Source organism: Agrilactobacillus fermenti, from assembly GCF_021030645.1.
Taxonomy (GTDB): Bacteria; Bacillota; Bacilli; order Lactobacillales; family Lactobacillaceae; genus Agrilactobacillus; species Agrilactobacillus fermenti.
Genome location: NZ_JACGCJ010000025.1, coordinates 1 through 25611 on the forward strand (window position 1 = coordinate 1; position 25611 = coordinate 25611).

Sequence of the window (25611 nt, forward strand, 5' to 3'; positions counted from 1 at the left end):
GTAGGCCAATGAAATGAAGTTTCTCATCAATAGAATATCTGGAACCTTTTCGGCCCATAAAAAATACTCCTTCCTAAGCAAACAGGTTTTAATTATTTACCTGTCTACTTAAGTAGGAGTATAGCCATCATTATATCATTTATTTGAAATAATATTACTGGATTCATCATTTCGGCGTGCGTTTGCCCGAGCAAAAACTGCTGCCAAACTCATTTCATCATCAAGATAAGCAAACATCACGATAGCCATTATCTCCAGTCTGGTAAAACAACTATGCGTCATATTACGCTTTTGCAGCCACGAACCAAATCTCAACAAAAAATCCTCTAATTGAAGATCTAATTGTTCTAAAAAGAAGCGCAGCTCTTGAATCTCATAGCTTGGATACTTTTGCGATAATTGCCACCCATGTATCCCTTCATAGCCTGAAGATGGCTCACTTAATTCATGATAAAATACCGCCTGCAAGGTTTCTAAAGCAGCATCATATTTACCTAAATGTTGTAATAATTTGATTTTATGTTTTTGCAGCAGCAAGGCTGTCAGCATATCGGTACGTTGTTGTGCTTGCTGCACACCATGATCCAACAAACTCAAGATCCACTCCCAGGGTTTCCCTTCTGGGTGACGCCGACAAATACGTGCCATGTGCTTCAGATCTACGACGCCAGGGATAAAGTTTTCGTGAACTAAGCGGTAGTGCCGATACCCAGCTACCCACCGCTGTCCTTTTGGCGTCAACTGGCAAACCTTTGTCTGAGTTAGCTCTTGTGCTGTGCCATCTGTTGTGACAGTTGGTTCATCACCAAACCTTAGATAGTGCAAACGCTGAGCAAAATTCACGTAAAACGTAAAATTTATCCGATACCGATCCCACCAGTACCGTTGCTCAGCCGCCGCTGTGAATTCTTGCTGATCGATCAACACCAAAAATAAGCGGAACTTATTTGGTAGTTGCACCATTTACACGCCCCTTTAATGTGCTTGTTTTTGCTTTTCTGCATTTCTAGCACGCTTAGCGGCCTGCTTTCTAGCAAAGTCAGGATCATCCTTGTGGGGTGTTAGATCCACTTTTTCTAACGGAATCACTTTTGTCTTATATTTAACTTTATAGTAGATATAAAGGACAAGAAATAGCGGAATCGACATATAACTAATCGATAAATGTTCCCAATTCAATGTCTTCAAAGCCGGAATATCCTGTCCCACAATGACGATAATACTTAAAACCATCGCCAAAATGGGTCCAAAAGGAAACCACTTGGCCTTATAAACTAATTGATCCATCTCATAACCTTGTTTGTAGAAAGCTTTACGGAACCGATAATGAGATATTGCAATGCCTAGCCAAGCAATGAAACCAGTCAACCCGCTGGCTGCCACAAGTAAAGTATACACATGTGGCCCCAAAATACTCGTCAGTAGTGTAAAGGCGCCAACAAAAGTTGTGAGCAATAGCGCCATCAATGGGACACCACGCCGGCTAGTACGTGAAAACGTCCTTGCAGCTTGTCCCTCTTTGCCCATTGCCCAAAGCATACGTGTTGCGGCGTACATACCAGAGTTAGCCGCTGAAATAACTGAAGTTAAAATGACCGCATTCATCACACTAGCTGCTGCTGCCAGACCAATTCGCTGGAACACTAGCGTGAAAGGACTGGTAGCAATATCCTGTGCACTGGATCCCAATAATTTAGGGCTCGTATAAGGAATTAAGGCAGCAATAATGAAGATCGCTAAAATATAAAATAGAAGGATGCGCCAAAATACCTGTTTGATAGCTTTAGGAATACTCTTTTCCGGTGTCGCTGATTCACCAGCAGTGATCCCGATCAATTCGGTCCCCTGAAATGAGAAGCCAGCAACAACAAAGACACTCAAAATAGCAGGTATTCCCCCAACAAACGGGCCCTGTTTATATGTAAAGTTTTTCAAGCCTACTGGACCATGACCGCCGAGGATGCCAAAAATAGTTAAAACACCAACAACCAGGAAGATAATAACTGTCATGACTTTGACCAGGGCCAGCCAATACTCCGTCTCACCAAACGACTTGACAGAAATAACGTTGATCAAAAAAATCAAAGCTAGGAAGAAGACACTGATTGCCCAGTTTGGCCAACTTGGGAACCAAAATTGTACGATAATTGCTGTCGTACTAATATCTACTGCCAGCGTGATTGCCCAGTTAAACCAGTAATTCCATCCCAGTGCAAAACCAAGTGCTGGATCGACAAATCGAGTGGCATATGTGGCAAATGAACCAGAAACTGGCAAAAATGTTGCCATTTCACCTAAGCTGGTCATCAAGAAGTAAACCATGATCCCGATACCGATATAAGCAACTAATGCCCCACCCGGACCAGCTTGGGAAATAGCAGAACCACTAGCTACAAATAAGCCAGTCCCAATGCTACCGCCCATGGCGATCATGGATAGATGACGGGTTTTTAGTTCTCGTTTGACCTCGTCATGCGTGTTTGAATTCAAAACTTTGCCCCCTAAGCAAATTACGTCGATTACGAATTAATAACTAAATTAGATTATCTTAAAAAAAGCTAAACGTCAATATGTCCACTATTGTACTTTTAATTTTGTTTTCCTATAATGAAGTTGAATGTGCTTCAAAACGTTAGGGATTCATATCATTTATTGCACCAAATCACTTGGAAGTTGGTGAGTCATATTTTCGAAGAATTATTTTTTAACAAAGCAGATAACGAAAAATTTCAAATGTTTCGTGTGCTAAACACCCTGGATGCCGAAACATTCACACTTAACGATATTGGTACGGAAATGCATATGTCCTATCAAAAGACCTACAATATCTACCAAGGTCTACTAGATGATATGTTTGCCCTTGATCCTGAAATTAAAGAAGAGAATTTAAACAAAAAAAATATTTCCGCAGCCAATTTTCCTGTGTCAGTCGATAGTTACCGTCTTTTTCTACTAAAAGGCAGTATTATTTTTCAAGCATTTGACTACGCTTTTCAAACACAAACCCCTTCAATTGATGAATTCTGTAACACACACTTTATTAGTAAATCGACCCTTTTGCGAAAAATGGCTAAATTACGGGAATTTATGAATAGCTACTCCATGTCGATCTCAACCACCAATTTACGTTTCGAAGGTGACGAACGCCAAGTCCGTTTCTTTATTTTTTGTATCTACTGGATCGGCTTTCACGGACAAGAATGGCCCTTGCGTTTTATTGATTTCAACTCCGTACGTCCTGTTGTCCGCCGGGCCAACACGGCAGTGAATGATCCCATTTTAGAGTTACAAAACATTTTATTTTTTGCCATCTCCCGCGTTCGTATCGTTAATGGCTATTTAATTGAAGACATGAGTGCCTTCAATTCGTTTTTCTATGATGATAACGAAAAACAGCACCCTTTCCTAACTAACGATGACTATCCGCGGTTAACTTATGATGATCTATTAAATGAAAGTTTGTATTTTTATTTCTATGATATCGTGACCGGTCGCGTGGAACATTTACCAGACGAATCAACGCGCTACTTATATCAATATAACCGCGAACATAATACGGTGCTTTGGCAATTTACAGATGAATTTTTTGATTTTATTGCCGACTATTATGATGTAAATTCTAAAGTCCAGGAGCGCGCTTTAAACACGAATGTCCAACTCGTCAGTAATTTGATGCGTCTAGTCTTGAGCTACGAAGTTATGAAAATTCCTCGGATTAAATTAATCGATTTTTATGATCCTGAACGCCTAGAATATAAACAATCTACCCTGTGGGATATCATCACCTTATTTTTTGAACGTAAAAAGCGGCAGCATCGTTTTGAAAATTTAATGCCCTTTCAAGAATCCTTAACCAGTGAAATTTACTATCTAATGTTACCGTATCTAAAAGTCTTAAAGACTGGTCAATTAGTCAAAGTCAAAGTCCTGATTGAACGCGGTGATTTGGTCAGTCGTGATATTTTCATTTTCTTAGAAGATTTGAATAACATCACGATCCTACCTCGAAACGCCCCTTTGGATGATGCTGATCTGATCATCACTTCTTTGGACACGCCTTCCCAATTGGACGATGTCTTACCACCGAATATTGATCGGCACAAAGTCATCAAATGGAACTTAGACGCCCGAGATATTGATTTTTACAATTTATATTTAAAAATCAAACATCGTTTTTTAGAAAAAATCAGTCGCTAGAAGTGTTCACTAAAAATATGCTTACTTAATAGGGATCCTGAAACAAAACTTCCGCTTTGTTTCAAGACCCCTATTTGTTTTACAACAATTAAATTTTAACCGTGTTTCAAAAGGAAATGCCCTCACCGAATAACGAATGGCTCATTGGTATGTTTAGCGTTTCCGTTTTGATTGACGCTTTGTTTTTTTACCAGCATTTATACCCCGTCGATATAAAAACACCATCAGAACAGCAGCTAAAATTAACCCGCTAAGTCCTAGTAAGACCCACAGCCAAGTATAATCATGTTTCGGTGTGATATACCGATTAGCTTGCTGCGCTTGAGCTGCACTAACCGTAAAGTTCCGTTTAAATTTCCAAGTTCGCGTCTCCTGTTTTAAAGTCATTCGTAAAGTGTAGTTTCCAGGTTGAATCGTGCGTTTTCCCCAACTGATAGGGATATTGGTATTGGAATTGGGAGCGAAACTATAGTTTAATTTGGCCGCTCGCTTTACGATCTCAGAACTGCCGCGTCGATACACAGCTGCTTGAATATTCAAGCTTTTATTTGAAATCACTTGTGGCTGAAAATTTTGTAAATTAGCTAAAACCGCTGGATTTGGGCCCTGCGCACGGACGGTCACTTGCCGCAAACGAAAATCAGGCAAAACTTGAGCAACATCGCCAACCCCAACACCTAAACCTATGTAAATCCCATATGTATTATACGTGCTGATGTGTTTTCGTTTCATAGCCCCTGTTAAAGCCTGTCGATTAGCTTCCGGCGACCAGATATAAAAACTACCCAACAACTGCCCAGCAAATTTCGTCGTTCTCGGAATGGTCAGCTGTTGCGTCAAAATTCGGTGTTCATTAGGTTCCAAGGTGATTCGCTGGGTTTTTAAGCCCAAGTCAGCCATCTTGAAAGGTAAAGTTGGATCACCTGGTCCTTGATGCGGTACGTAACTGATATTGCCCTGATTATCCGTTGAGGCAAAGACTGGTTTGATCACTAAAGAAACCTCATTATTGGAGGTATTCTGCAGTTCAATATTTGTCGGTACACTTTGCCCCGGCTGTAACTTAAAATCAAAGTAGGCCGTATTCTTCTGCGCTTGCTGTTCCGGAATAACTGGCTGAATAATCACTGGCACATTCGGCACACTATAAGCAAATGCTGACTTAGGTCGTACCAATACACCAATTACACCAAATATGATCCAAAAAAAAACAAGCCCAAAATGTAACTTGTTTTTTTTACCAAACTGATTCATACATATCCTCTCACTATGAAAATGGGCCACTGCCCAAGCTCCAGTCCATTCGTGCCACATAATGGCCCTTGTCTTGATCTGTAATCGGTACGAATAAATGAGCCGACTCGTTCTTAGAAAAATCAACGCCCCAAGTACCGGTGCCCTGACCTTGGTCAGCTGCTAGAACTTTCATCTCGCCCCCAGGTGAAACACTCAAATCCGACTGCAGTGTTGGTGCATGATCCGAAGTCCCTGCATAACTAAACGTGCCATCACCCTGAGACGAGTATGTGCCTGGACCCACCTTGATATTACTGGCATCAAAAGATAATACTGCATGGTTCAAATAAGTCGCATTGGATGTATCCAATTGTCCTTGACTATTGACCGCTTTAAAACTTTTCAATGCTAGCGTCAGATTATAGCCTTGAGCATTTGCTGCTTGATCTGTTCGGGCATCAGTAACAACCAAATTTCGACCAGGACCTGATTTAGAACCTGCTGCAGCCAGTGGCAACTTCGTCCCCAAAGTTATTGGTGTACTAGTTGAGGTATCTGAATTAGAGATCGCATTGCCTAAGCCAAAATCAAAGTTCGGCACAAAATTCAAAGCTAAATTACCCGGATACTTACTGTAGTCAAACCCAATACCTAATTGTGAGATACCTGACGCACTGCCATCGGTTGGAACCACCGCGTCATTATCTGAGAGACGTGCAGATCCACTTTCTTCACCAGCAGGCACCACGCCGTTTAAAGCGCTTCTAGGGTCAGTCCCTGCACCCAATGCCTTAGTTACCGGTAACACCAATGAACTCAAAATAAGCACACTTGAAAAAAGTGATAATTTTCTAATCTTCATGGTGATACCTCCTTCCGCCCAATATTCCTACTCTTTAGTATAATTTTTTTAGACCTATTTTGCCATTCAATTTCACAAAAGAATGCTTTCAATAACTGGTATCTGCTTAATCAACGGCCGCCTCTTTTTTTACCTTTATAGTAAATAACCCAACTAAAGACAACCAGTAATATCAAAATAAGCAACCCCGCAATGATGAATAGCGGCCAATAATTCGGTTGGATCTGCTGATTTTGGCGATTTAACTGTCCAGCTTGCTGATCAGTAATAGTAAAATGACGACGAAACCGCCAAGATTGCGATTTCGTTTTAAAATCATAAATTGCTTCGTAATCTCCAGCCACAACTCGGTTGGGCTGCCAGCACAAGGATAACTCAAAATTAGAATTAGCGGCCATACTCAAATTGCTCTGTTGCGTTGAAAATACCTTTTTACCTTTGTTCGTGCGCACTTGAAACTTCAATGTCATGGCCGTCAATAGATTTGGTTTAATGTTACGCACTAAAGTATTCAAATAAGGCATGGTGGCGTAGGCATTGATTTGCGGCCGCCCTACCGTTAATTCGGGGCGAATTTTTTCCTGACCGCCATTCACACTGACTAAAGCTGGAAAGGCATAATTTACTTTATTCGTGATATCAGCTTTGCTTGAACCAGGGTTTTTCACGCTCCCCGCCGTTAAAGATGACACTTGATAGCCCCCCATGATCAAACCCACAAAATCTTTATCTTTGGGTGTGGTCACATTAAACGTGACCGTTTGTTCGCCATGTGGGGGCAGTGTGATGGTCTGAGTTGGGCCAGTCAACTGGGTAAACTTATGTTTCAGCGATTTATCACTCTTCCCTGGCCGGCTCGTATAGACCGCATGACCATCTGAGCTAGTAGTCGCCACAATTGGTTTAACTTGAATTTTGTTGGGTACAGCCATTAGATTTTGAACCAATATTTGCGTGGTGGTTTGCTGACCCGTTTGAAGATTCAACTCAAAATATTGATTATCCATTGTCGATTGATCATCAGATGTTACCTGAGCCGTAAATGATGGTGCTGCTGCTTGAACTGCTTGTTTCGGCACCAATATCAACATAAAAAAAGCTAACGTAGCACCCAAACCCAAGATAATAGCGTTCCGTTTATTTACCAACAAATCAATCCCTTACAAAAATAGGGCTAAAACAAAACCATCGTCTTGTTTCAAAGCCCTGTCTAACTATACTTATTTAATATTTGTTTTAAAATAACTGTTTTTTTAAGTTCACTTAAATAGATCTAGGCCGTAAAATACTATCCATTCGTCGTTGGGCTTTTCGGGCTTGCTGAAAGCGTCCAAGTAATTGGCGCCACAAACTGGCCTTGCTTTTGATAATTTGGACCAATATAAAACTCAGCTGATGTTTTAGGATTAAATGAGATTCGATAAGTTCCAGCCTCTGCACCATTACTACCAACACTAGAAAAAACCTGTTTTGTCTCACCCTGTCGAATAATCCCTGATGAGGTATCATCCGAAATAATATCTGTGGATTCCCAGGTATCATTACTATTATCCGTCTTTATCTTTTGCATTTGATCCTTATCAATTGACCACTTCATATAAGTATCTGCTGGTAGTGTATTACTACTATCTGCCAGTTTATTGGTAAATGTACTGTAACTTGCAGTGACCTGCCACTTATTCATTCCACCATCATTACGGACGACCAACGAACGACCCATACCATCACTATCAGTCGAATCGCTCGCCTCATCCAACAATTGAAACCCATGACTCGTATCATAATCAGGTGCATTAAACCCAAAGTCAAAGTTTGGAACTTGTACCAACGACAGGCCACCAATAAACTCAACACTTGCTGATGTAGTGGCCGTCGTCCCATCGGCGCGAACAACTTTTTTTGTTTCTGCAGCAGTGCTCAGTGCCCCTATCACACCTACACTGACTAACAAGAGTTTCTCCCACTTACGCACTACTACATCCCCCCTCTATCATTCACTCTAAAGTATACACAATCTGTTTGCCTGTTTACTGCCAATCTGTAATAACAATTCTTATTAAAAATGAAACAAATAATAATATTGCCCCACTAATAATGGCTAATTCATTTGGTCCCAAAATACTGGTATTAAAAGAGTTATGTATGTGAACAGATCGTTTTCGATCACTTTTTATTATTTAATTTATGTTCCACGCGTAGAAAATCTAGCACTGAATCTTGACCAATTTTAATGATTTTAGGCAAATTAATACTGTTCTGTCCGCCCTGACGTGGCCTAAACGTAATTGGCAAGAAGCGCATACGCCGATGCTGTTTTTTATAAAGCACCGTCATTAATACATTGGCTAAAAAATAATTAGCAGGAATCTTCTCAAGCACTTCAGCCAATGAACTTGCCGTCATTAATCGATAAGGTACATTAGCATCTGGCAGCCAAACATGAAATGCTCCCCCAACAACCAACTTTAACACCCGAGTCACTACCAATCGGCTGATACCGTCTTCTCGCTTGGTCCGTAGTCCAAATTGAGCATCATAATCTTGCCGATGCACCCAAAATTGTTTGAAATCAAGGGGCGTCGTCTGCCCATCAGAATCTGTCTGAAAAATATAATCTGGTTCCTGTCGTAAAGCACGCTGATAACCCAAAAGGATTGTTGCGCCATGCCCCGAGTTAGGTTTATCGACGACTTCTAATTGAGCGTAGGCTGTTTTAAGCTGCTCTAAAATTGTCAAAGTTTGATCCTTGCTCCCGTCGTTAACAACCAGCAGTTTGCCAGTTGGACTGACCTGTTGTAATAACTGATGCCACTCTTTGACAACTTCCGCAATATTTTCCGCCTCGTTATAAGCCGGCATCACAATAATCAATTTATCTTCCTGCATTATACTTCCCCATTACCTTTCTCATTCAATAAAAAAAGAACTGAATCTGAACCGAAAACTCGGTTGACAACTCAGTTCATTTTACGACCTTAATATTGTCTATGCAATTGGTGCACTGCTCAATACCCAGTACATCGTTGCTTTGTATGTACCTTCGACCTGACTATCAGTAGGTACATGTAATTCTGCAGCCGTCTTTGAATGAAAATCCAAAGCCCACCAACCTTTGCCATAATAATGGTCTTGACCTTCATTTGTTGTTGCTGGATCTGACCCCCAAATAATTTTAAAGTTATTTCGGAAGGCATCGCCATTTAGGCCTTTAGTGGCTGTACCGTTAAATCTTTTCAGAATAGATTCATGTTTCTCTTTCTCTACCTGTGTATAATCATGTTGAGTATAATCTCCATGCGCATCTTTCGTCCAGTCAGGATAATAGGCATCTGGCTCACGCTCGGCTTCACTAAAATTATGCACATCCGTAGCCGTTGCATCACTATCATCAAATGGTGTAATTGACACATTATGAACGCTAGGCGCATCAGATGTATCTTCAAACTGCCAAGGCGCCTTGTTTAAGGGCACATCATTTGTGCCTTTAATTTTGCCATTGTCTGTTATTGGTTGATCTTGATTATCATATTGATAGGCACGAGTCCACTCAATGCGATTGGGATCAGTAGTGCCAAAATCATCTGTAGTTAATGGTGTTCCATGGTATAAACGCGTCTGACTTAAATCCATTGATAATGATGAAACCTTAAGAACCTTAGAATTATCTAGAGTACCAGCATTCTTATCAAACTTTCTGAATTGGCCAACTGCTACCGACACATTCCAGTCTTTAGCTGCCGTATAATCGTTAACCGTCAGCAAGCGATACTTGCTAGTAGCCGGTGACTGTATTTTTTCTTTATTAACCGTATCTGAATTTAAATATGTTGTATCTGTTGCCATTAACGGCAGGTCAGCAAAACCAAAATTTGGTGCGAAGACCTGCATACCGCCTTCTTTAAAGCCAATGGCTGCTTGTGACGTACCAGTTGCGGTTGCATCAGTTGGCGCATCACTGGCAATGGTATTGCCAGGTGCCGCAGTCTCAACACTAGTATCATCTAAAATTTTTGTGGTTGCTGTGGCTTGAACATTTGAAAAAGAGAAAAGGGTAGCCGTGCTTAATCCCAAAAATATGGCACTTAAGCTAGCTAAGAAACTCTTATGCATTAGTTTCATTCAATCCCCTCCCTTCAATTGATTTACCGCTTCCGTGTACGGCTTTGTGTTGATGACTGACCATTATTTGCCCGTTTGCCACGTTTGTAAACATATACTAACAGGATAACAACTAATAGGACTAGCAAAATGATCAGCAAAATAATTAGCCATAAATAATTCTTTTTAAGATTTGGATTTTGATTGGCCCGCTTAGCTTGCGATGGTGTGATCGTAAAGTTCCGAGTTAAATGCCAAACACGATAATCACGAGCACCTTTGTCACCTAAGACGGAAGTAATCTTCATCGTATAATCTCCAGCTGCCATTGGGTCATTACCCCAAGACACAGGTACATTCAAATGTGAGTTAGGCGCAAAGCTCATGTTGCTAACCCGATTACTATGCAACACTTTATTTGAGCCCCGTTTGTAAACTCGGGCATGCATGTTCAACCGATGACTTTGAATCGCATTTGCCTTGAAATTTTGCACCACACCTTGCACGGTACCTTTTTGGTCCAAGACTGTTGGGTGAACCACTTGTAACCGCAAATCTGGTTTTACTGCTGCAACATTCCCAACGTTCAATTGAGCCCCAATGGCAAAACCATACTGGTTGGTCAATTGTAATGAATTCTTCGAACGCTTCTGCCGTTCAGCCGTTTGATTCAATGATGGTGAATCAACAAAAAAACCGCCTAAAACCATGCCATTGAACGGTTGATTTGGAACTGTGACATCGGTTGTATAACGACCTATTCGACCAGCAGGAACTTTGAACACTTTTGTCTCCGGACCCAATTTCGAAAAATCCAGCTTCAGTGATGAATCTCGGCTTTTACTCGTATCCGTATATATAATTGCCCCCTGATCATTAGTCACAGCGACAATTGGTCGAACTCTAAAGCTCTGAGCTTGATTGGTTTCATTTAAAACATCAACACTCATCTGGGTACTTTGTCCCGGTGCAAGATTCAGCTTAAAGTAATTACTGTTCTGATCCTCTTGTTGAGCTGGTGGTACCGCCTTTACCTGAAAGCCGATACCATCGTCAGCGGCTTGAACCCGATTCGTCACAATGCCTATCGTGAACAAGCAAGTAAGCAGGCTCAGAACACTATAAATCACTCTAACTCGAATTGCTCGTGTGCGTAAATGCATCCGGAATAAATCCCCTATCTAATCAATATTAGTTAACTGATCCATTTTGTAAAGTCCAATTAATCTTTGCTGTCCAGTCGCCCTGTTTTTGTAGACTGTCTGGCACATTCAAAGTTGCACTTGTTGCCTTACTGAAATCAAGGCCCCAAGTACCGGAACCGTTATCAGCATTTGCTTGCCAAAGATTCGTAGCTTTATTGGCATTTGCTGCTAGCGCAATCGTTCCCAGTTGCTCAGGTTTATTCGTCCGAGCATCGCCATTTGGGTCAGTCGTATACTTAGTTGTACCGGCTGCAGCATTTTCATTCCACAATCCCGGTACCAAATATGCTCCTTTGCCCGTATTATCGGCACTACCAGTCAGCGTCAAAGTAGCGTGAGTGGCATCTGTACTACCCATTGTTGTTGAAGTTTGTTTATTGTCATTATCCAACTTCTTAAAGTCTTCTAATTGTGCAGTTATGACCCAAGGCCCACCCTTATCACTTCTTTGATCGGTTACCACTAGAGAACGTGTTAGTGGCTTAGCATCAGTCTGCATATTGAAATCAATTTGGCCACTATGAATCGTAAAGGCCTTCCCAAAGTCAAAGTTTGGAACTTGGTTCAATGTCAAGTTACCGGGTGCAAAACCGATCCCAGCAGTGGACCAGCCAGTACCCTTATCATTTTTGTGGTCGTTAGCATCTGGTGTATTCGTGATATGGGTCGCATCAATTTCAGACCCACTTTCTTGATTGGAACTAACGCCTGGCACACCCTTTAAGGCTGGTTCAATTGTCGTTGTTGTTGCGGCGTTAACCGTGCCAAATTGTCCAGCAATACCTAATAATAGTAATGCTGCTGATAGGCTGGCGCCCATTTTTGTCGTTTGTTTCATTTTTCATTCCTCCCAAATATCTACAATATTATACGTTTATATTATACCTATAACGTAGGCTTTACTAATGCCAAGAATGCATAAGATTTTTTTCTAATTTTGGGTGATTACCCAATCTCTGCCTGCGTATGAACAATTTGCTTTTAAACGTGTTCCAAAAAGCAACGTTTTCACCTAACGACGAATCACTCAAATGGAAAACCCACCATTTGTCGTAATTCTTGTTAGCGCTCAGTCGCTGAGCGCCTTTTGTCACACTCTTGCTGCTATCGTTTTCGCCGCGAACGCCCACGATTTGCTTTAGCAGCACCCTGGCGTTGACCACGTTTATAAATGTAAGTGATAAATACTGTCAGCAAAATAACAAACAGCACAGCTAATAAGATCCATAGCCAGGTATAATTTGGCCGTGCTTGGTTGGCTTGGTTTAACTTGTTGGCAACTTTAGCTGTGATCGTAAAGTTCCGTTTCAAATGCCACTGTTGGTCATGATAAACCATGTTCATATAAAGCGTATAATTACCAGGCACCATCTGTGACTTGCCCCAAGAAACGGGGTAACGTAGCGTTGAATTTGGTGCAAAGCTGGCATCTAAATTATGCAACTTAATTTTCTTAGTGCTATTTCGCCGAGTCACATAAGCCTTGATCTTCAATTCTTTGTTGTTGATCATTGCTGGCTTAAAGTTCTGTAAATTAGCTTGTATTCCAGGATTGTTTAGAATTAGTGCTGGTGCCACTGTATTTAACTGAAAATCGGGTTGTACTTGCGTCCAATTATTGAGTCTCAGAACTACGGCAAGATACATGGAATAAGTATTGACAATTTCCACTTTTGACTTTTTAGCCTTAGCTACCGCTGATTTTTCAGTCCGTGGTGAATCAATAAATAAAGACCCCAAAACAATGCCATTATATGGTGCGGCCGGTGTCTGAACCGTAAAATTAACCGTTCTAGTTTCTCTAGGGGCCAGTTCAACCTTTTGGCTGCTAGGATTGACCAACTTATTCAAAGGGTATTTCAGTGAATGGTCTTTAACACCTGCATTGGGTGCATACTCTAATTCACCCTGAAAGGTGGTGGAGCCATTGGCCACCCGGATACGCAGACTTTGTTTTTGCTTGGATAGGTTCTCCAATTTCAACCCAATTGTTGTCGTCTGACCCTGTTCCGGTGCAATATCAAAATAATCTTTAACTTGGCTGCTTTGTTGCGGCGGTAATACCGTCTGTACATCTACGGGAATATTCCCAACTTGAACCGCCTGTACGGGCTGCTTCGAGCCAAAGAAGAAACCACTTACCAAAAAAAGCAAGATGCCAAAGCACCTTGCCATCAAATTCTGTTTCAAAAAACTGCCTCCATTACTGTGGTCCATTACCTAAAGACCAGTTCAATTTTGCGTGGAACACACCGATATCTTGTTGACTTGTTGGAATCTTCAATGTCGCTGTATCTTTATCTTTGAAGTTCATACCCCAAGAGCGAAGCCCTTGAGTCTTATCAGCACTCCAGACAGGTACATAATCGCCATCTGTATTTTTATTTGAATAAATCGATACATCGTTATTTCCATCACCGACTAGATTAGGTGCACTACCTGTGTACAATGGTTTAGCTGGATCGGTCTGTGCAGCACCAGGGTTCAAAAGATCCCCAAAGGCACCGCCATTATCATCAAAAGTTCCAGCCTGAACGATTGCTTTTTTAGTATGCAAAACTAAGATTGGGGCCGCATTCCCATCAGAGCTTGCTTTACCCAACGCTTTATTACTATCATCAGTCAAAAGGCCTTCAAATTTAGCCTTCAAATTCCACCCTGTCCGGTCGTCAGTATTACCTCTAGCATCCGTAACAATGGCAGCTCGCGGTGAGTGTGCACCAGTGCTATCTGATTTACCAGCTCCGAAATCAATGCCTGCTGCGTGTAAATCAAATGATGTACTCTTCATAAAATCATTGTTACCACCAAAATCAAAGTTCGGCACCATGTTTAAAGTCAAATTGCCTGGCTTGAAACCAATACCAATGTAACTTGAACCAGAACCATTCTTAGTATCTGTAACGGTACCGTTTGGTGCTAATTCTGCCCCGTTCTCTTGACCTTTAGTTGCTACATTAGATAGCGCTTGATCTGGATTACCTGCCGCAAAGGCTGTTGTTGCTGACCCCAATGAAGCTGTTGCTAGCAATATAGCTGCAAATGTGTATGCTGTGCGTTTCATATTTTTCCCCCCACGTTACTCTCTTTATCAATTATTATGTCTATTATAGCAAATATCTAGTTACAATAAATTCATTTTCTGTAAGTTTTCTTATTCAAATTCTATCTATGACGATGACTGTGACTCCGACCACCAGTTTGGTTGCGCCCTTTATTAATACCTCGACGGTATAGATAGGCCATACTGGCAATCGCTAAAAGCACAACAACCGCCACTAATAGAATCCATAACCACAAGTAACTTCTAGTCTTTGGCAGCAATTTATTTGCTGCTGCGGATTGTTGTGGTGTGATGGTAAAATTCCGCGTAAAATGCCAAGTCCGCAGACCAGTCTTAGCCGTCATTTTTAAAGTATATTTTCCAGGCGCCATGCGACTCTTACCCCAACTAATCGGAATATCCGTATTAGAGTTCGGCGCAAAACTAAACTTCAGATTACCTGTTTCTTTGACAACCGACTGCCCACCACGATGGTAAACTTTGGCCTTAATCGTCATTGATTTGTTGGTGACTGCTTGAGGTTTAAAATTCTGTAAGTTTGCCAAAACTACTGGCTCAGCACCTTGAATCGACGGCTTGACCGTACGCAACCTAAAGTCGGGAAAGACACTACTGTCATCGCCCACATGCATCGTTACGCCGATATACATGCCAAACGTATTGTAGACGCCAGTTTTATGACGTTTAATCGCTGCTTTTTGAGCCGACGCATTGACCGAAGGCGACCAAATATAAAAACCACCTAAAATCATGCCCTTAAATTTCATGTCCGGCTGTAAGGATACTTTCTGATCAATGATCCGCGTTTCCTTAGGCTTTAATGTTATTTTTTCAGCGGTTGGTCCTAATTTAGCGAAGTTATATTTTAAACTGCCATCCACAGTACCTTTATGCGGTGAATAATCAATATCCCCAGTTGGCGTGGTTGTGGCTGGCACTGGTTGAATTCTAAGGACCACTGATTTATCGCTGGTATTTACTAACTTTAAATTGGTCGGCACGACATCCCCAGGCTTAACACTAAAATTAAAGTATTCACTCGACGTTTCTTTTTGAATATCCGGATAGACCGGTTCAACGGAAACTGGGATATCTGGCACTTGAACAGCCTGTACTTTTTTGGGATTAAAGCTGACGCCTAACATCAGCACGGAAAAAAATAGCAAGAGAGCAAACTCCCTAGCTATTTTTTTATCATTTAGATGCTTAAATGACATTAATTTGTTGCACTTCCGAGATCCCAATTCAATTGAGCAACGAATTTACCATGATCTTGAACAGCTGCCGGCACGTCTAATTCAGCAGAATTCTTATCACTAAAGTCTACTGCCCAAGTACCAACGGCAGGAGTTTCGCTCTTCGCACTCGTCATTATAGCTTGAAGTGCGTCGTTTTGTTGTAATTTTACTTGCTTAGTTGTTAGTGTCGCAGGCTTTGGCACTGATGATGTACCGTAGTTATCTATACCATTTTCTGTCAATACCCCACCTTTAATAGGTGTAGCACCGTTAGCATCTCCCAGAGTCAACGTGGCTCCATTTAGATAAGGTGTACTTTTATCTAGTGTATTGTCGCTATCTTTAACTTTATAAAACTTACCCATAGAAACCTGAACAGTATACCCATTTTTTGCATCAGTTGCCCCACGGAAATCAGTCACTGCAAGCACACGTCCAGGCTCGTCTTTCGTGGTTGGTGCACCTTTACTAAATAAATTCAGTGTTTCAGAGCCAGTCCCCATATCATGGTTTGTACCAAAGTCAAAATTTGGTACGAAGTTTAAAGTTAGGCCACCTTGATCACTCACCTTGAACCCAACCCCAACAGAACTTTGACCAGAAGCATGTTCCGTATCTGTTACCGCAGATCTACCAGCTTTCTCAGCACCACCATCTTGACCAGCACTAACGCCTTGGACACCTTGTAGTGCTGAACCCTCTGGAGTTGTCGCATCAGCTGCTTGAGCTATCTGAGCGCCTTGTGCAATTGTTGCCCCAGCTAAAAGTGCAACTGCTGCCGCACCTAAATACTTGATTTTCATATGTCTTCTCTCCCCTTAAATCCTAACTTCAAATCTATAAATAGTATAATAAATTATTCACATTTAAATAATTCAATTTTGCATTGAAATATTATATTTTTTTGCAGTTCATAACCATTTTTATCCTTTAGTGCCGCTTATTTCGAGTTGACCGTGAATCATTTGCCTTATCTTCCCGAGATGAATGGCGCTGTTTTTGCCGTCTTTGTTGCCAAACTTGACGTTTTTCCTTACCAGACTGCACCGCAAAGAAGTATATTGCGATCCAAATCACAGCAATCAAAATAATGCCCAACACAATTAACAAGATGATCCAACCTAAATTACTGGATTGACGGGCTGCTTTTGGTATAGCCGAGCGCTTAGCCTCAGCTTTAGTAACTGTAAAGCGCTGATCAAAGTCTTGCTGACCACCATTCGTTGGGATAATACTCCCCTTGATACGGTAGTTTCCAGCTTTTAATTTTACGGGCAAGAAATAAGTGAACTTTGAAAAAGGTGCCATCTGCATATTGGCTCGATTAATCGTCTTAATTACTTGCCCACTGTGATAGATCTTCGCATTAATCGCCATCCGAGAAGCATTCATCGCGGCTCGATTATGTAGCGGTAATAAAATACCTTTCTGCAATTGACGAATACCCGGCGTGGCCCGACCAACTAGAATACTTGGCTTCACATCCGTGTCATCTTGGCGGAGAACGACCCCAATATTATAAGAAATTCGATTATTGATCGTGACTGATTCCGACTTGGTAGGATCTACTTTGGCGCTGGCTACCACGGCGCCCAAAATCATACCTTTGTATCGCTCAGCTGGTGCTTTCACTTTGAAATTGACCGTCTTTAGTTCTCCTGGTGCCAGTTTGACCGTCTGTTGCCGTTTATTTTCAACCAAATCCGCCATCGATTTCGTTGTAGGATCGATTAGTTTTTGGTTATGCCGATCATAGGCCACCACGCCACCATCAGACGTGTATGCATTGTTCAGTTCAACGCTAACATTCAGTTGCCGCACACCTGTGTTAAAGATCCGTAAACCTAGTGTGTGTTCCGAATTAGGTTTAGCGGTTAAGTCAAAATAACCGAGGTCTTTGTTCTGCTGTTCATCGGGAATAATAGCTTGAACCGTAAAACTCGACTTCTGCCGCTCACTTGAACTGCTTGAACTACTTTGTGAACTATCTGCGGCCGACACATTCGAACTTGATAACATGAACACAGCTATCAGGCTCAGTAAACTAATTAGCAGTATCCTGATCCTTCTTGTCATTATATACAACGAGCTCCTCATGGTAAGTTAAGTTTCATCTATCATTATACAGATAAAATTTTCTGACAAGCATTAATTTCAGAAAGTTTTTCTTTATTTTAATGAAACCGGCAAACCTATTCAGACAAAAACCCTCAAAAATTAGATTTTAAGTCTAACTTTTGGGGGTTGAATTTTATATGTTAGTGCTCGGTCGCTGACCGCCTTCATGTACATCCTATATTAAACGCGCGCCAAAAGGCAACGCCCTCTCCTAACATCACATTACTCAAATGGAAAACCCACCATTTATCGTAATGCTTGTTAGTGCTCGGTCGCTGACCGCCTTTTGTCGCGCTCTGTGCTTAACCTTCGGCGCCGCGGATGGCTGAGTCCATGCCATCATAATCAAACTCATGGCGGCGGAAAGTCGAGTCATGAGTTGGCAAATGTAAATCTAGATCCGTGAAAGTTTGTAATGTCACTGTGCCCTTAGCCAATTCAAAGCCAAGGATATGCCCACCAAATTTATGATTATCACTCAAAAAATGAACATGAAAACCGGCACTGCCAATACCTTGATACAATTCCGGGGTAAAGTAACCTACGACGGTACCATCGATATTATCAGCTTCAAAGGTCCGCTGATTGTCAGCTAACTGCGCTAACGTTGGGTAAGGCCGCTGACCAATAAAGGCGCGTGTTTGCATCTTCTTGAAGGTCCCAGTAATTTTAACGGCAAAGAACAAATTATGATAGTCATGATTGGCTAGAATTTCTTTTTCTAGGTCGCTCTGAGAGATATTTTCGCGGTCATATTTATCCGTTGGTCGATCATAATGTACGTTGGCAAATGGGACTAACTCATCATCAGAGACTTCTAAAACGTCACCCGTACTCTTTGCTAGGTACGGCTTACCATCAACGACGATCAATTCACCGTCCAAGGCTTCCACGGAACCAATCCCATAATCCCCATGCTTGAGCAATTCCCCAACAGGCAACGTCCCGCTAAATAGGCCAGGAACCAACAATGCTAAAGTACCATGTTGATATAATACATCTTCTTTATCCATTCATTACGCCTCACAAACATATTTTCAATTCTTATTATAGCGTTTCTTTCATTTTAGCAAAACGTGGCTGAAACAAAACGAACATTCTGTTTTCAGCCACATTTTTGAGTTAAGTCCGATTTCACTTTAAACGTGTCCCGAAAGGCAACGCCCTCTCCTAACGACGTATCGCTTAAATGGCAGAACCACCATTTGTCGCGATTCTTGTTAGTGCTCGGTCGCTGACCGCCTTTCGTCTCATTCTGTTCTTTGATTATAGTTGATCTGGTAACAAGGTCTTACCTAGTTCTTTATTGCCAGAATAATCCACGGGTACATCAACGACCACGACACCTGGTGTCTTGAAGGCTTGGTCCATGACAGCATCTAAATCAGCTGCTTTGTTTACGCGCAAGCCGGTAGCACCAAAGCTTTCAGCGTATTTCACAAAGTCGATCGGGCCAAAATCAACACCGGCAGATTGGCCGTACTTCAATTCTTCTTGGAATTTGACCATATCATAGTGGCCATTATCATTCCAAATGATCTGAACGATGTTTAAGCCTAACCGCACGGCTGTTTCCAATTCTTGACTGGAGAACAAGAAGCCACCATCACCAGCAACAGAAACAACTTTGGCTTCTGGCCGTAACAAGGCAGCAGAAATCGCCCATGGTAAAGCTACGCCAAGGGTTTGCGCCCCATTACTGAACAGGAGATGTCTTGGTTCATAACTTCTGAAATGGCGGGCCATCCAGATATAGAAAGAACCCACATCCACGGTTACTGTCATATCGTCAGTTACGTGGTTTTGTAATGATTGAACGATTGCCAGCGGATGACTTTCAACCGTATTTGCATCAACCTTAGGGGGAATATCCCGATTTTGTAATTTCTTACGTAACTCACCCAGATATTTATGCGCGTCGCCATCGATTTCGTAACCACGCAAATATGGTAATAAGAAATCTAAAGTTTGAGCGATATCGCCAACCAATTCTTTTTCAGGTTCAAAATTATGATCGATTTGTGCCGGTGCATCGTCAATCACAATGATGCGAGCGTCACGCTCAGCGTTCCAGTTGCGGGGTTCATATTCGATGGGATCGTAACCAATGGCAATAACTAAGTCACTGCGTTTCAACAATTGATCCCCAGGTTGGTTCCGGAATAAACCGACCCGACCATAGAAGTTCTTATCTTCAAATTCACGGGAAATGACGCCGGCACCTTGGAAAGTCTCAACAACAGGTAAATCAGTGACGTCTAAAATATTGCGGATAGCCTGGGTTACCTCGGGCGAAGAAGCACGCATGCCAACCAATAATACCGGTAACTTAGCGCTTTTAATTTCTTGAGCTAATAAAGTTGTTTCAGCCGGACTGGCAGGGCCCAAAGTTGGCTCCTGTCGCGGTGCGATTGGTTTGTTGTTGACAGGTGCATTGACCACATCACCAGGGACACTGATGAAGCTGGCACCTTGCTTAGAAGAACTGGCTTCTTGCCAAGCATTGGCAATTACTTCGGAAACGTTCTCTGGCTCTTGAACTTCCGCACTGTATTTGGTGATTGGTTCAAATAAAGCCGCACTCCGAATACTTTGGTGGGTCAAACGCAATAAGTCGGCCCGGGGTACTTGACCAGAAATGGCTAACATTGGATCGCCTTCAGCTGTAGCCGTAACCAAACCAGTTGCTAAATTAGATGCCCCTGGTCCAGAAGTGGTCATGACTACGCCAGGTTTGCCAGAGATTCGGCCGATACCTGCTGCCATGAAAGCTGCATTTTGTTCATGCCGAGTCACAATCAGCTTAGGCGTTTTAGGATCATCTGAATGTTCTAAAGCTTCAAAAACGCGGTCCACCTTAGCACCCGGAATCCCAAATACATATTCAACGTCGTGATTCTTCAAGCTATCCACGATCGCATCGGCGCCGCGGTAATCTTTTTTTTTAGCCATAACAGTCTCCTTCAATGAATTAATCTGTTTCAAATAATACTACTTTCCTGTTATATTTCAAGCCAAAATCACAAATTATTTTAATCACAATGATTGTTAAATCAATTTAGTATCTGTTTCATATTGTGTTATTTTGCAAAAATAAAAAAGAATGGCTTTAACCATTCTTTTTATCGTACGGATTCTAATCGTCGTCTTTCTTCTTCAACTTACCCTTACCGAATAATACTGACAAGGCTGCTAAAGTCCCACCAATCATAGACAAAGCTGTCCCTTGTTGCTTATTGTCGCCAGTTTGTGGTAATTGCTTGCCAACTTCTGGTTGAGCTTTAGATGTCGGATTTGTTGAATTGTTACCAACAACTTGTTCAGCAACTTGATTTAATCCTGGTGTTCCGGTTGTTGGCTGTGTAGGTGTGTTACTCAACTGTACCTGTCCAGCAGTTTGACTGCCTTGAGGCGTTGCAACATTTTGATTTGATGTACCCGTTGGATTTTCTAGTTGCTGTTTTTGCGGTGTTGCCGGATTTCCAGGATTTGGTTTTGGACTTGGAACTTCCGGCGTACTTGAATTTTCCGCGTTGGGTTTGGTTTCAGGCTCAGGCTCTGCTGGTTGATCTGGTGTTGGATTGTTAGGTGTGTCAGGATTGTCTGGATTTGTTGGAATAACAGGGTTATTGGGAGCGTTCGGATTGCTAGATTGGTCTGGAATATCACTAGTTTTGTAAACATAGATAATATCATTTTGTCCCCAATTAGCACCTACACTAGAAGCCTCAGCTAAGTTCTCATTTGCTCCGCTAATAACCTTTTCAAAATCAGTACCGGCAATTTTTGGCTTTACCGCGTCTGACAGACCTGCTTCAAAATCACTATGATCTTGTACATAGGTCTTAGAGCCTAACGGAACAAGTTCATTCTTAACGACCGTCTGAGTGTCATCAACTTTTATCTGACGGGAAACTCTGACATCGAAATTTAACTTAACATTGAGTTCATGTCCATCATCTAATTTAATGAGAAACTCACTGCCATTAGCTAACTGTGTCGCAGCATTATTCAAGTCATACTGAACCACAATAAGACCATCTTTGTTAACGGCAATGGTTTTAACCCCTGCAGGTTTAACGTCAACATATTCAGATTGCTCAGTCGCGTTACTATCATAAAGAACAGTACCTCGACCATCATTTTTCATCGAATTCAAAACATTGTTTAACTCAGTCACTGTCATTCCATTGGTTTGATTAGAGCTATACTGAACAGAGCTGAAATTAATATTTTTATCATCATTGCCATCAACTACGCCTTCTGTCCAGTTATCATATTTATATGAATCACGATCATAGGGATCTATAACAATTTGACCATCGATAAAGTCTGAATAGCCAGTATCTATTGAACCTGTGTATTGGCCCTGCACATCAGTGAAATTATAATTCAGGATTTGAGTACCCCAGATAAATTTAACTGTGCTACCACCTGTAATCTGATTATTACCATTTGATATATTTGCAAAATATAATCCCTCTACATGAATATTCTTCGATTCCGCTTCAGTCGTAGCACCAGCACCTGTTAAGACTGTGAAGTCCTGTCCGAGTTTTTCAGTATCGGAATCAAGCTGTCCTTTATCGCTACCATTGACATAAACGTGTTGTTCCACTTTACCTTGTAATGTTAAGTTGACTGTATATGTCTGATTACCTGCGAATTTAATTTCGATATTGTAATTTGGCTGGGCATGATCTTTGTCAAAAGTAGCTGTCAACTTCTTAGTCGTGGCGTCATAGGTTAGATGCTTCAAGCCTTTCTGTTCTAACTTGTCGTTGTCAACTACATGACTCCAGACATCTAATCCTAAATCAGACAAGCCCTCTTGAACTTGTGCATCACTTAATGTATTCGCTCCAGCCGCACCGTTTGTCGTTGCATCAAAAGCAGCGGTATCTCCATCGACACCTATTGTACTTCCTGTTGATACATTTGTTGAAGTATCAATTGTCCAATTCTGCGATGCGGACTGCTCAGACTGAGATGCATAATTAAAAGTGATGCTATTTGTTCCAAGACCAACAACTGAATTTAACAATCGCTCTTGTCCATTGCTACTTGGTACTATTTTGGTTCCATCAGCCGGAAGTGCTTCTGTATCACCTTTAATGCTAATATTACCACTCAAATGAACGTCCCTTATGTTAAGACCATCAACACTAGATTTTTGATTATCCGACATTTTGTCTTGACCATTTAGACTATTTATCCCATCAAATATATTGGAACCAATACTTACATAAGTCTTACCGGAACCATTTTGACCAATTTCTCCAATATTGACACCGTTAATGGCATAGTTAAAATCTATGGGACTATAGAGTTTAAAGTTTACATCATGGTTGAGTGCCCCCCTAGCAAAATAACTAATCGTAAATACATCATCACTATGAATTTTGCCAGCTCTAAGTTCTTGTTGTAATAAGTCACTATCAACCTTTATACCGTATTTCTGTGAGGTTGAATCATACGTAACATCGGTTACCCAATCAGGGTGTGTATAATATCTTGACTCGATTTTACCTTCATTAAATTCAGCTTCGCTTGGTTTATACGAATTATTGCCTAAATCTTGAATAACATAATTTCCATTTGTTGACTGGTCGGTATATACCTTGCCGGTTGCGTTTTCAACCCGAAAGCGAAGAATATTCCCGTTTTTATCAATAAGTAATCCATTATTATTCGTTTCGTACGGTTGACTTTTCACTAAACTATTTATAGTTGTGTCGTTGGGATTACTAATTGTTTGTGTTGTAAAAGTAACTATTTTCTTATTATCATTATAACTATTAATACCCACTAACAGTCTAGTTACTCTAGGATAGTTAGGGTATGGGAATGGATCGTTATTTCCAGTGTAATACCAATTAGCATTATTAGATGGTAGAAAATTGGCGTCATACCAATCTGCCGGCGAATTGTAATCAGGATCTGTATCAGGCGTAACGGCTGTGTTTTTATCAGTGTAGCCAAACTCCATATTACTACTCTGTAACTGATTTGTTGTAGCATCCCGATAAACACTTTGTGCATGGGTAATATCAACGCCAACTGATGGATTATTTGCTACCACAGCCCCATTGCCACAGACGGGTTTATAATTATTCGAGCCCCTCGGTGTATATGGCAGGAAGTTATCTGAGGTAACGGGCACTGTATTCACGGCAATATATGACATAGAAACACTGTCAGCAGAACCTGCCCTTTGTTTTAATATATCAATGTCCGAACTTGTTAACTTTGGCCGAAGAATATCATTTTCAATGCCATAGCCGTTGATGAGCTCTAAAAGGATATATCCTGAAGAAGTTACAGTACGGCCATTACTATCGTCTCCAGAACCATAAATATAACCAACAGGTAAATACACAATCCCACCCTTAACAATACTTGGTAGTCGTTCCCCTGGCTTTAAATTAAACGTACTGCCCAGGCTCTCCCCTGTGTTCTTGTCAACCATAGTTACTTCTACTGAATTTTGGATATTTTTTTGCTGCTGAGTTATCAGTTTTTTGGTAACATCACTTTGCATTTTATTTTTCGCAGTGCTGGCATCATTTTTGTTACTATCATCTACAGATGTATCCTTATGATCAATTACATTATCTTTCTGTATATCACCGCTATTTTGATTATCTTTCGATATTTCATTTAATTTTTCAGAACTATTTTCATTGCTCGTCTTTTCAATAAGAGATGCTTTTTCCTTATTATTATTATTGGTGTTTACTGATTTGTTGGTATTCGTATCATTACCCTGATCCTGACTTTGATCAGATCTTAAAGTAGAAGCATCAGCAGCCGCACCCTGAGTATCAGAAGCAGTGGAAGATATCCTATCATCTGCAACATCATTCTGAATTTTATTAGTTGAATCGTCATAATTGCTAGAACTACTGTTCTCAGTTAGTGGGTTACCCTCATAAGTTTTAACAGCCTGATTTGAATTTGGCTGAGTATTGGTTTTATTATCCACCTCATTATTTTCTTGAGAATGACCAGTGCTACTCATTGTTACTATTTGTCCTACAGATTCAGACTGATTTGTAGTTGTGTTAGAATTTTCTAAACTTTTTGTGGCGCTACTGTCCTCATTACTTGTACTTATGTGAAGATTCTCCTGTGTATCAACGCTCTGGCTTACCGTCTGTGTTTTTGACTTAGAAGTAGTTCCATTGTCATTATTTGTATCTGCATGAACTTTGGCCGTGCTCGAATTGAAAAATTCCCCAAAAACAGCTATAGCTAAAGTGGTTGTTGCTACGCCTATATATATGGCTCTATTCTTTAGCTTCGCTATGTTAATCTTTTCCCCAGATTTATCTGACATCATACTTCCTCCTAATAAATTTATTAGTTACCAATAATCAATTATATTATAAACCATCATTTACTATTTTCGTGTCACATTCCAATAACTATTTTTCTCTATTTAGAAACCAAATATCTGAGTAGTAGAGCTAGATTAATAAACTTTAGCGAATTATTTTAGAGCTCTCTTCCATCTAATTCAAGATACCACTTATTTTTTGCGAACAGTTTTATTTTAACCGTATTCCAAAAGTGCCCCACAATCGTTAGAGT

Annotated in this window: 19 protein-coding genes; 1 reads left to right on the forward strand and 18 read right to left on the reverse strand. The window is 41.0% G+C overall.

Going from position 1 to position 25611, the window contains the following annotated elements; translation table 11 throughout:
* Positions 1-135: 135 nt before the first annotated feature.
* Together FHQ08_RS09385 and FHQ08_RS09390 are read right to left on the reverse strand one after the other, a co-directional pair.
* The gene (locus FHQ08_RS09385) at positions 136-963 is read right to left on the reverse strand and encodes a hypothetical protein (protein ID WP_230914155.1); all 828 of its coding nucleotides are present in this window, start codon (positions 961-963) and stop codon (positions 136-138) included.
* A gap of 12 nt (positions 964-975) precedes the next feature.
* Positions 976-2433 carry an amino acid permease gene (locus FHQ08_RS09390; RefSeq protein WP_230914183.1) on the reverse strand — a complete coding sequence of 486 codons (1458 nt, stop codon included), beginning with the start codon at positions 2431-2433 and terminating at the stop codon, positions 976-978.
* A 243-nt stretch (positions 2434-2676) separates the two neighbouring features.
* Between FHQ08_RS09390 and FHQ08_RS09395 the strand changes: the two genes are divergently transcribed.
* Positions 2677-4197, forward strand: a complete 1521-nt coding sequence (locus tag FHQ08_RS09395) for a helix-turn-helix domain-containing protein (RefSeq protein WP_230914156.1) — start codon at positions 2677-2679, stop codon at positions 4195-4197.
* Between the two features lie 153 nt (positions 4198-4350).
* On the opposite strand, the gene FHQ08_RS09400 is transcribed toward FHQ08_RS09395, so the two are convergent.
* The 16 genes from FHQ08_RS09400 to FHQ08_RS09475 all read right to left on the reverse strand — a co-directional run bounded on the left by FHQ08_RS09400 (position 4351) and on the right by FHQ08_RS09475 (position 25357).
* The gene (locus FHQ08_RS09400; protein ID WP_230914157.1) at positions 4351-5451 is read right to left on the reverse strand and encodes a DUF916 and DUF3324 domain-containing protein; all 1101 of its coding nucleotides are present in this window, start codon (positions 5449-5451) and stop codon (positions 4351-4353) included.
* A gap of 13 nt (positions 5452-5464) precedes the next feature.
* Positions 5465-6295: a WxL domain-containing protein gene (locus tag FHQ08_RS09405; protein WP_230914158.1), complete on the reverse strand. Its 831-nt coding sequence runs from the start codon at positions 6293-6295 to the stop codon at positions 5465-5467.
* Positions 6296-6405: 110 nt separating this feature from the next.
* Entirely contained in the window at positions 6406-7443 is a 1038-nt protein-coding gene (locus FHQ08_RS09410) for a WxL protein host-binding domain-containing protein (protein WP_230914159.1), read from the reverse strand.
* Positions 7444-7583: 140 nt separating this feature from the next.
* Complete coding sequence (locus tag FHQ08_RS09415) at positions 7584-8267, reverse strand: WxL domain-containing protein (protein WP_230914160.1); 684 nt, start codon at positions 8265-8267, stop codon at positions 7584-7586.
* Between the two features lie 191 nt (positions 8268-8458).
* Positions 8459-9181: a glycosyltransferase family 2 protein gene (locus tag FHQ08_RS09420; RefSeq protein WP_230914161.1), complete on the reverse strand. Its 723-nt coding sequence runs from the start codon at positions 9179-9181 to the stop codon at positions 8459-8461.
* Positions 9182-9280: 99 nt separating this feature from the next.
* The gene (locus tag FHQ08_RS09425; protein WP_230914162.1) at positions 9281-10414 is read right to left on the reverse strand and encodes a hypothetical protein; all 1134 of its coding nucleotides are present in this window, start codon (positions 10412-10414) and stop codon (positions 9281-9283) included.
* 23 nt (positions 10415-10437) lie between these two features.
* A complete protein-coding gene (locus FHQ08_RS09430; RefSeq protein ID WP_230914163.1) occupies positions 10438-11490 on the reverse strand; it encodes a DUF916 and DUF3324 domain-containing protein in 1053 nt (350 codons plus the stop codon).
* Between the two features lie 94 nt (positions 11491-11584).
* Positions 11585-12436, reverse strand: coding sequence for a WxL domain-containing protein (locus tag FHQ08_RS09435; protein ID WP_230914164.1), 852 nt, complete (start codon positions 12434-12436; stop codon positions 11585-11587).
* Between the two features lie 266 nt (positions 12437-12702).
* Positions 12703-13788: a DUF916 and DUF3324 domain-containing protein gene (locus tag FHQ08_RS09440; protein ID WP_230914165.1), complete on the reverse strand. Its 1086-nt coding sequence runs from the start codon at positions 13786-13788 to the stop codon at positions 12703-12705.
* A gap of 13 nt (positions 13789-13801) precedes the next feature.
* The gene (locus FHQ08_RS09445) at positions 13802-14662 is read right to left on the reverse strand and encodes a WxL domain-containing protein (RefSeq protein ID WP_230914166.1); all 861 of its coding nucleotides are present in this window, start codon (positions 14660-14662) and stop codon (positions 13802-13804) included.
* A 101-nt stretch (positions 14663-14763) separates the two neighbouring features.
* A complete protein-coding gene (locus FHQ08_RS09450; protein WP_230914167.1) occupies positions 14764-15828 on the reverse strand; it encodes a DUF916 and DUF3324 domain-containing protein in 1065 nt (354 codons plus the stop codon).
* A 50-nt stretch (positions 15829-15878) separates the two neighbouring features.
* Entirely contained in the window at positions 15879-16703 is an 825-nt protein-coding gene (locus FHQ08_RS09455) for a WxL domain-containing protein (RefSeq protein ID WP_230914168.1), read from the reverse strand.
* A 127-nt stretch (positions 16704-16830) separates the two neighbouring features.
* Complete coding sequence (locus FHQ08_RS09460; RefSeq protein WP_230914184.1) at positions 16831-17919, reverse strand: DUF916 and DUF3324 domain-containing protein; 1089 nt, start codon at positions 17917-17919, stop codon at positions 16831-16833.
* 401 nt (positions 17920-18320) lie between these two features.
* Positions 18321-19031 carry an acetolactate decarboxylase gene (budA, locus tag FHQ08_RS09465; protein WP_230914169.1) on the reverse strand — a complete coding sequence of 237 codons (711 nt, stop codon included), beginning with the start codon at positions 19029-19031 and terminating at the stop codon, positions 18321-18323.
* Between the two features lie 253 nt (positions 19032-19284).
* Positions 19285-20970, reverse strand: a complete 1686-nt coding sequence (gene alsS / locus FHQ08_RS09470; RefSeq protein WP_230914170.1) for an acetolactate synthase AlsS — start codon at positions 20968-20970, stop codon at positions 19285-19287.
* Positions 20971-21154: 184 nt separating this feature from the next.
* Complete coding sequence (locus FHQ08_RS09475; RefSeq protein WP_230914171.1) at positions 21155-25357, reverse strand: hypothetical protein; 4203 nt, start codon at positions 25355-25357, stop codon at positions 21155-21157.
* Positions 25358-25611: the final 254 nt, after the last annotated feature.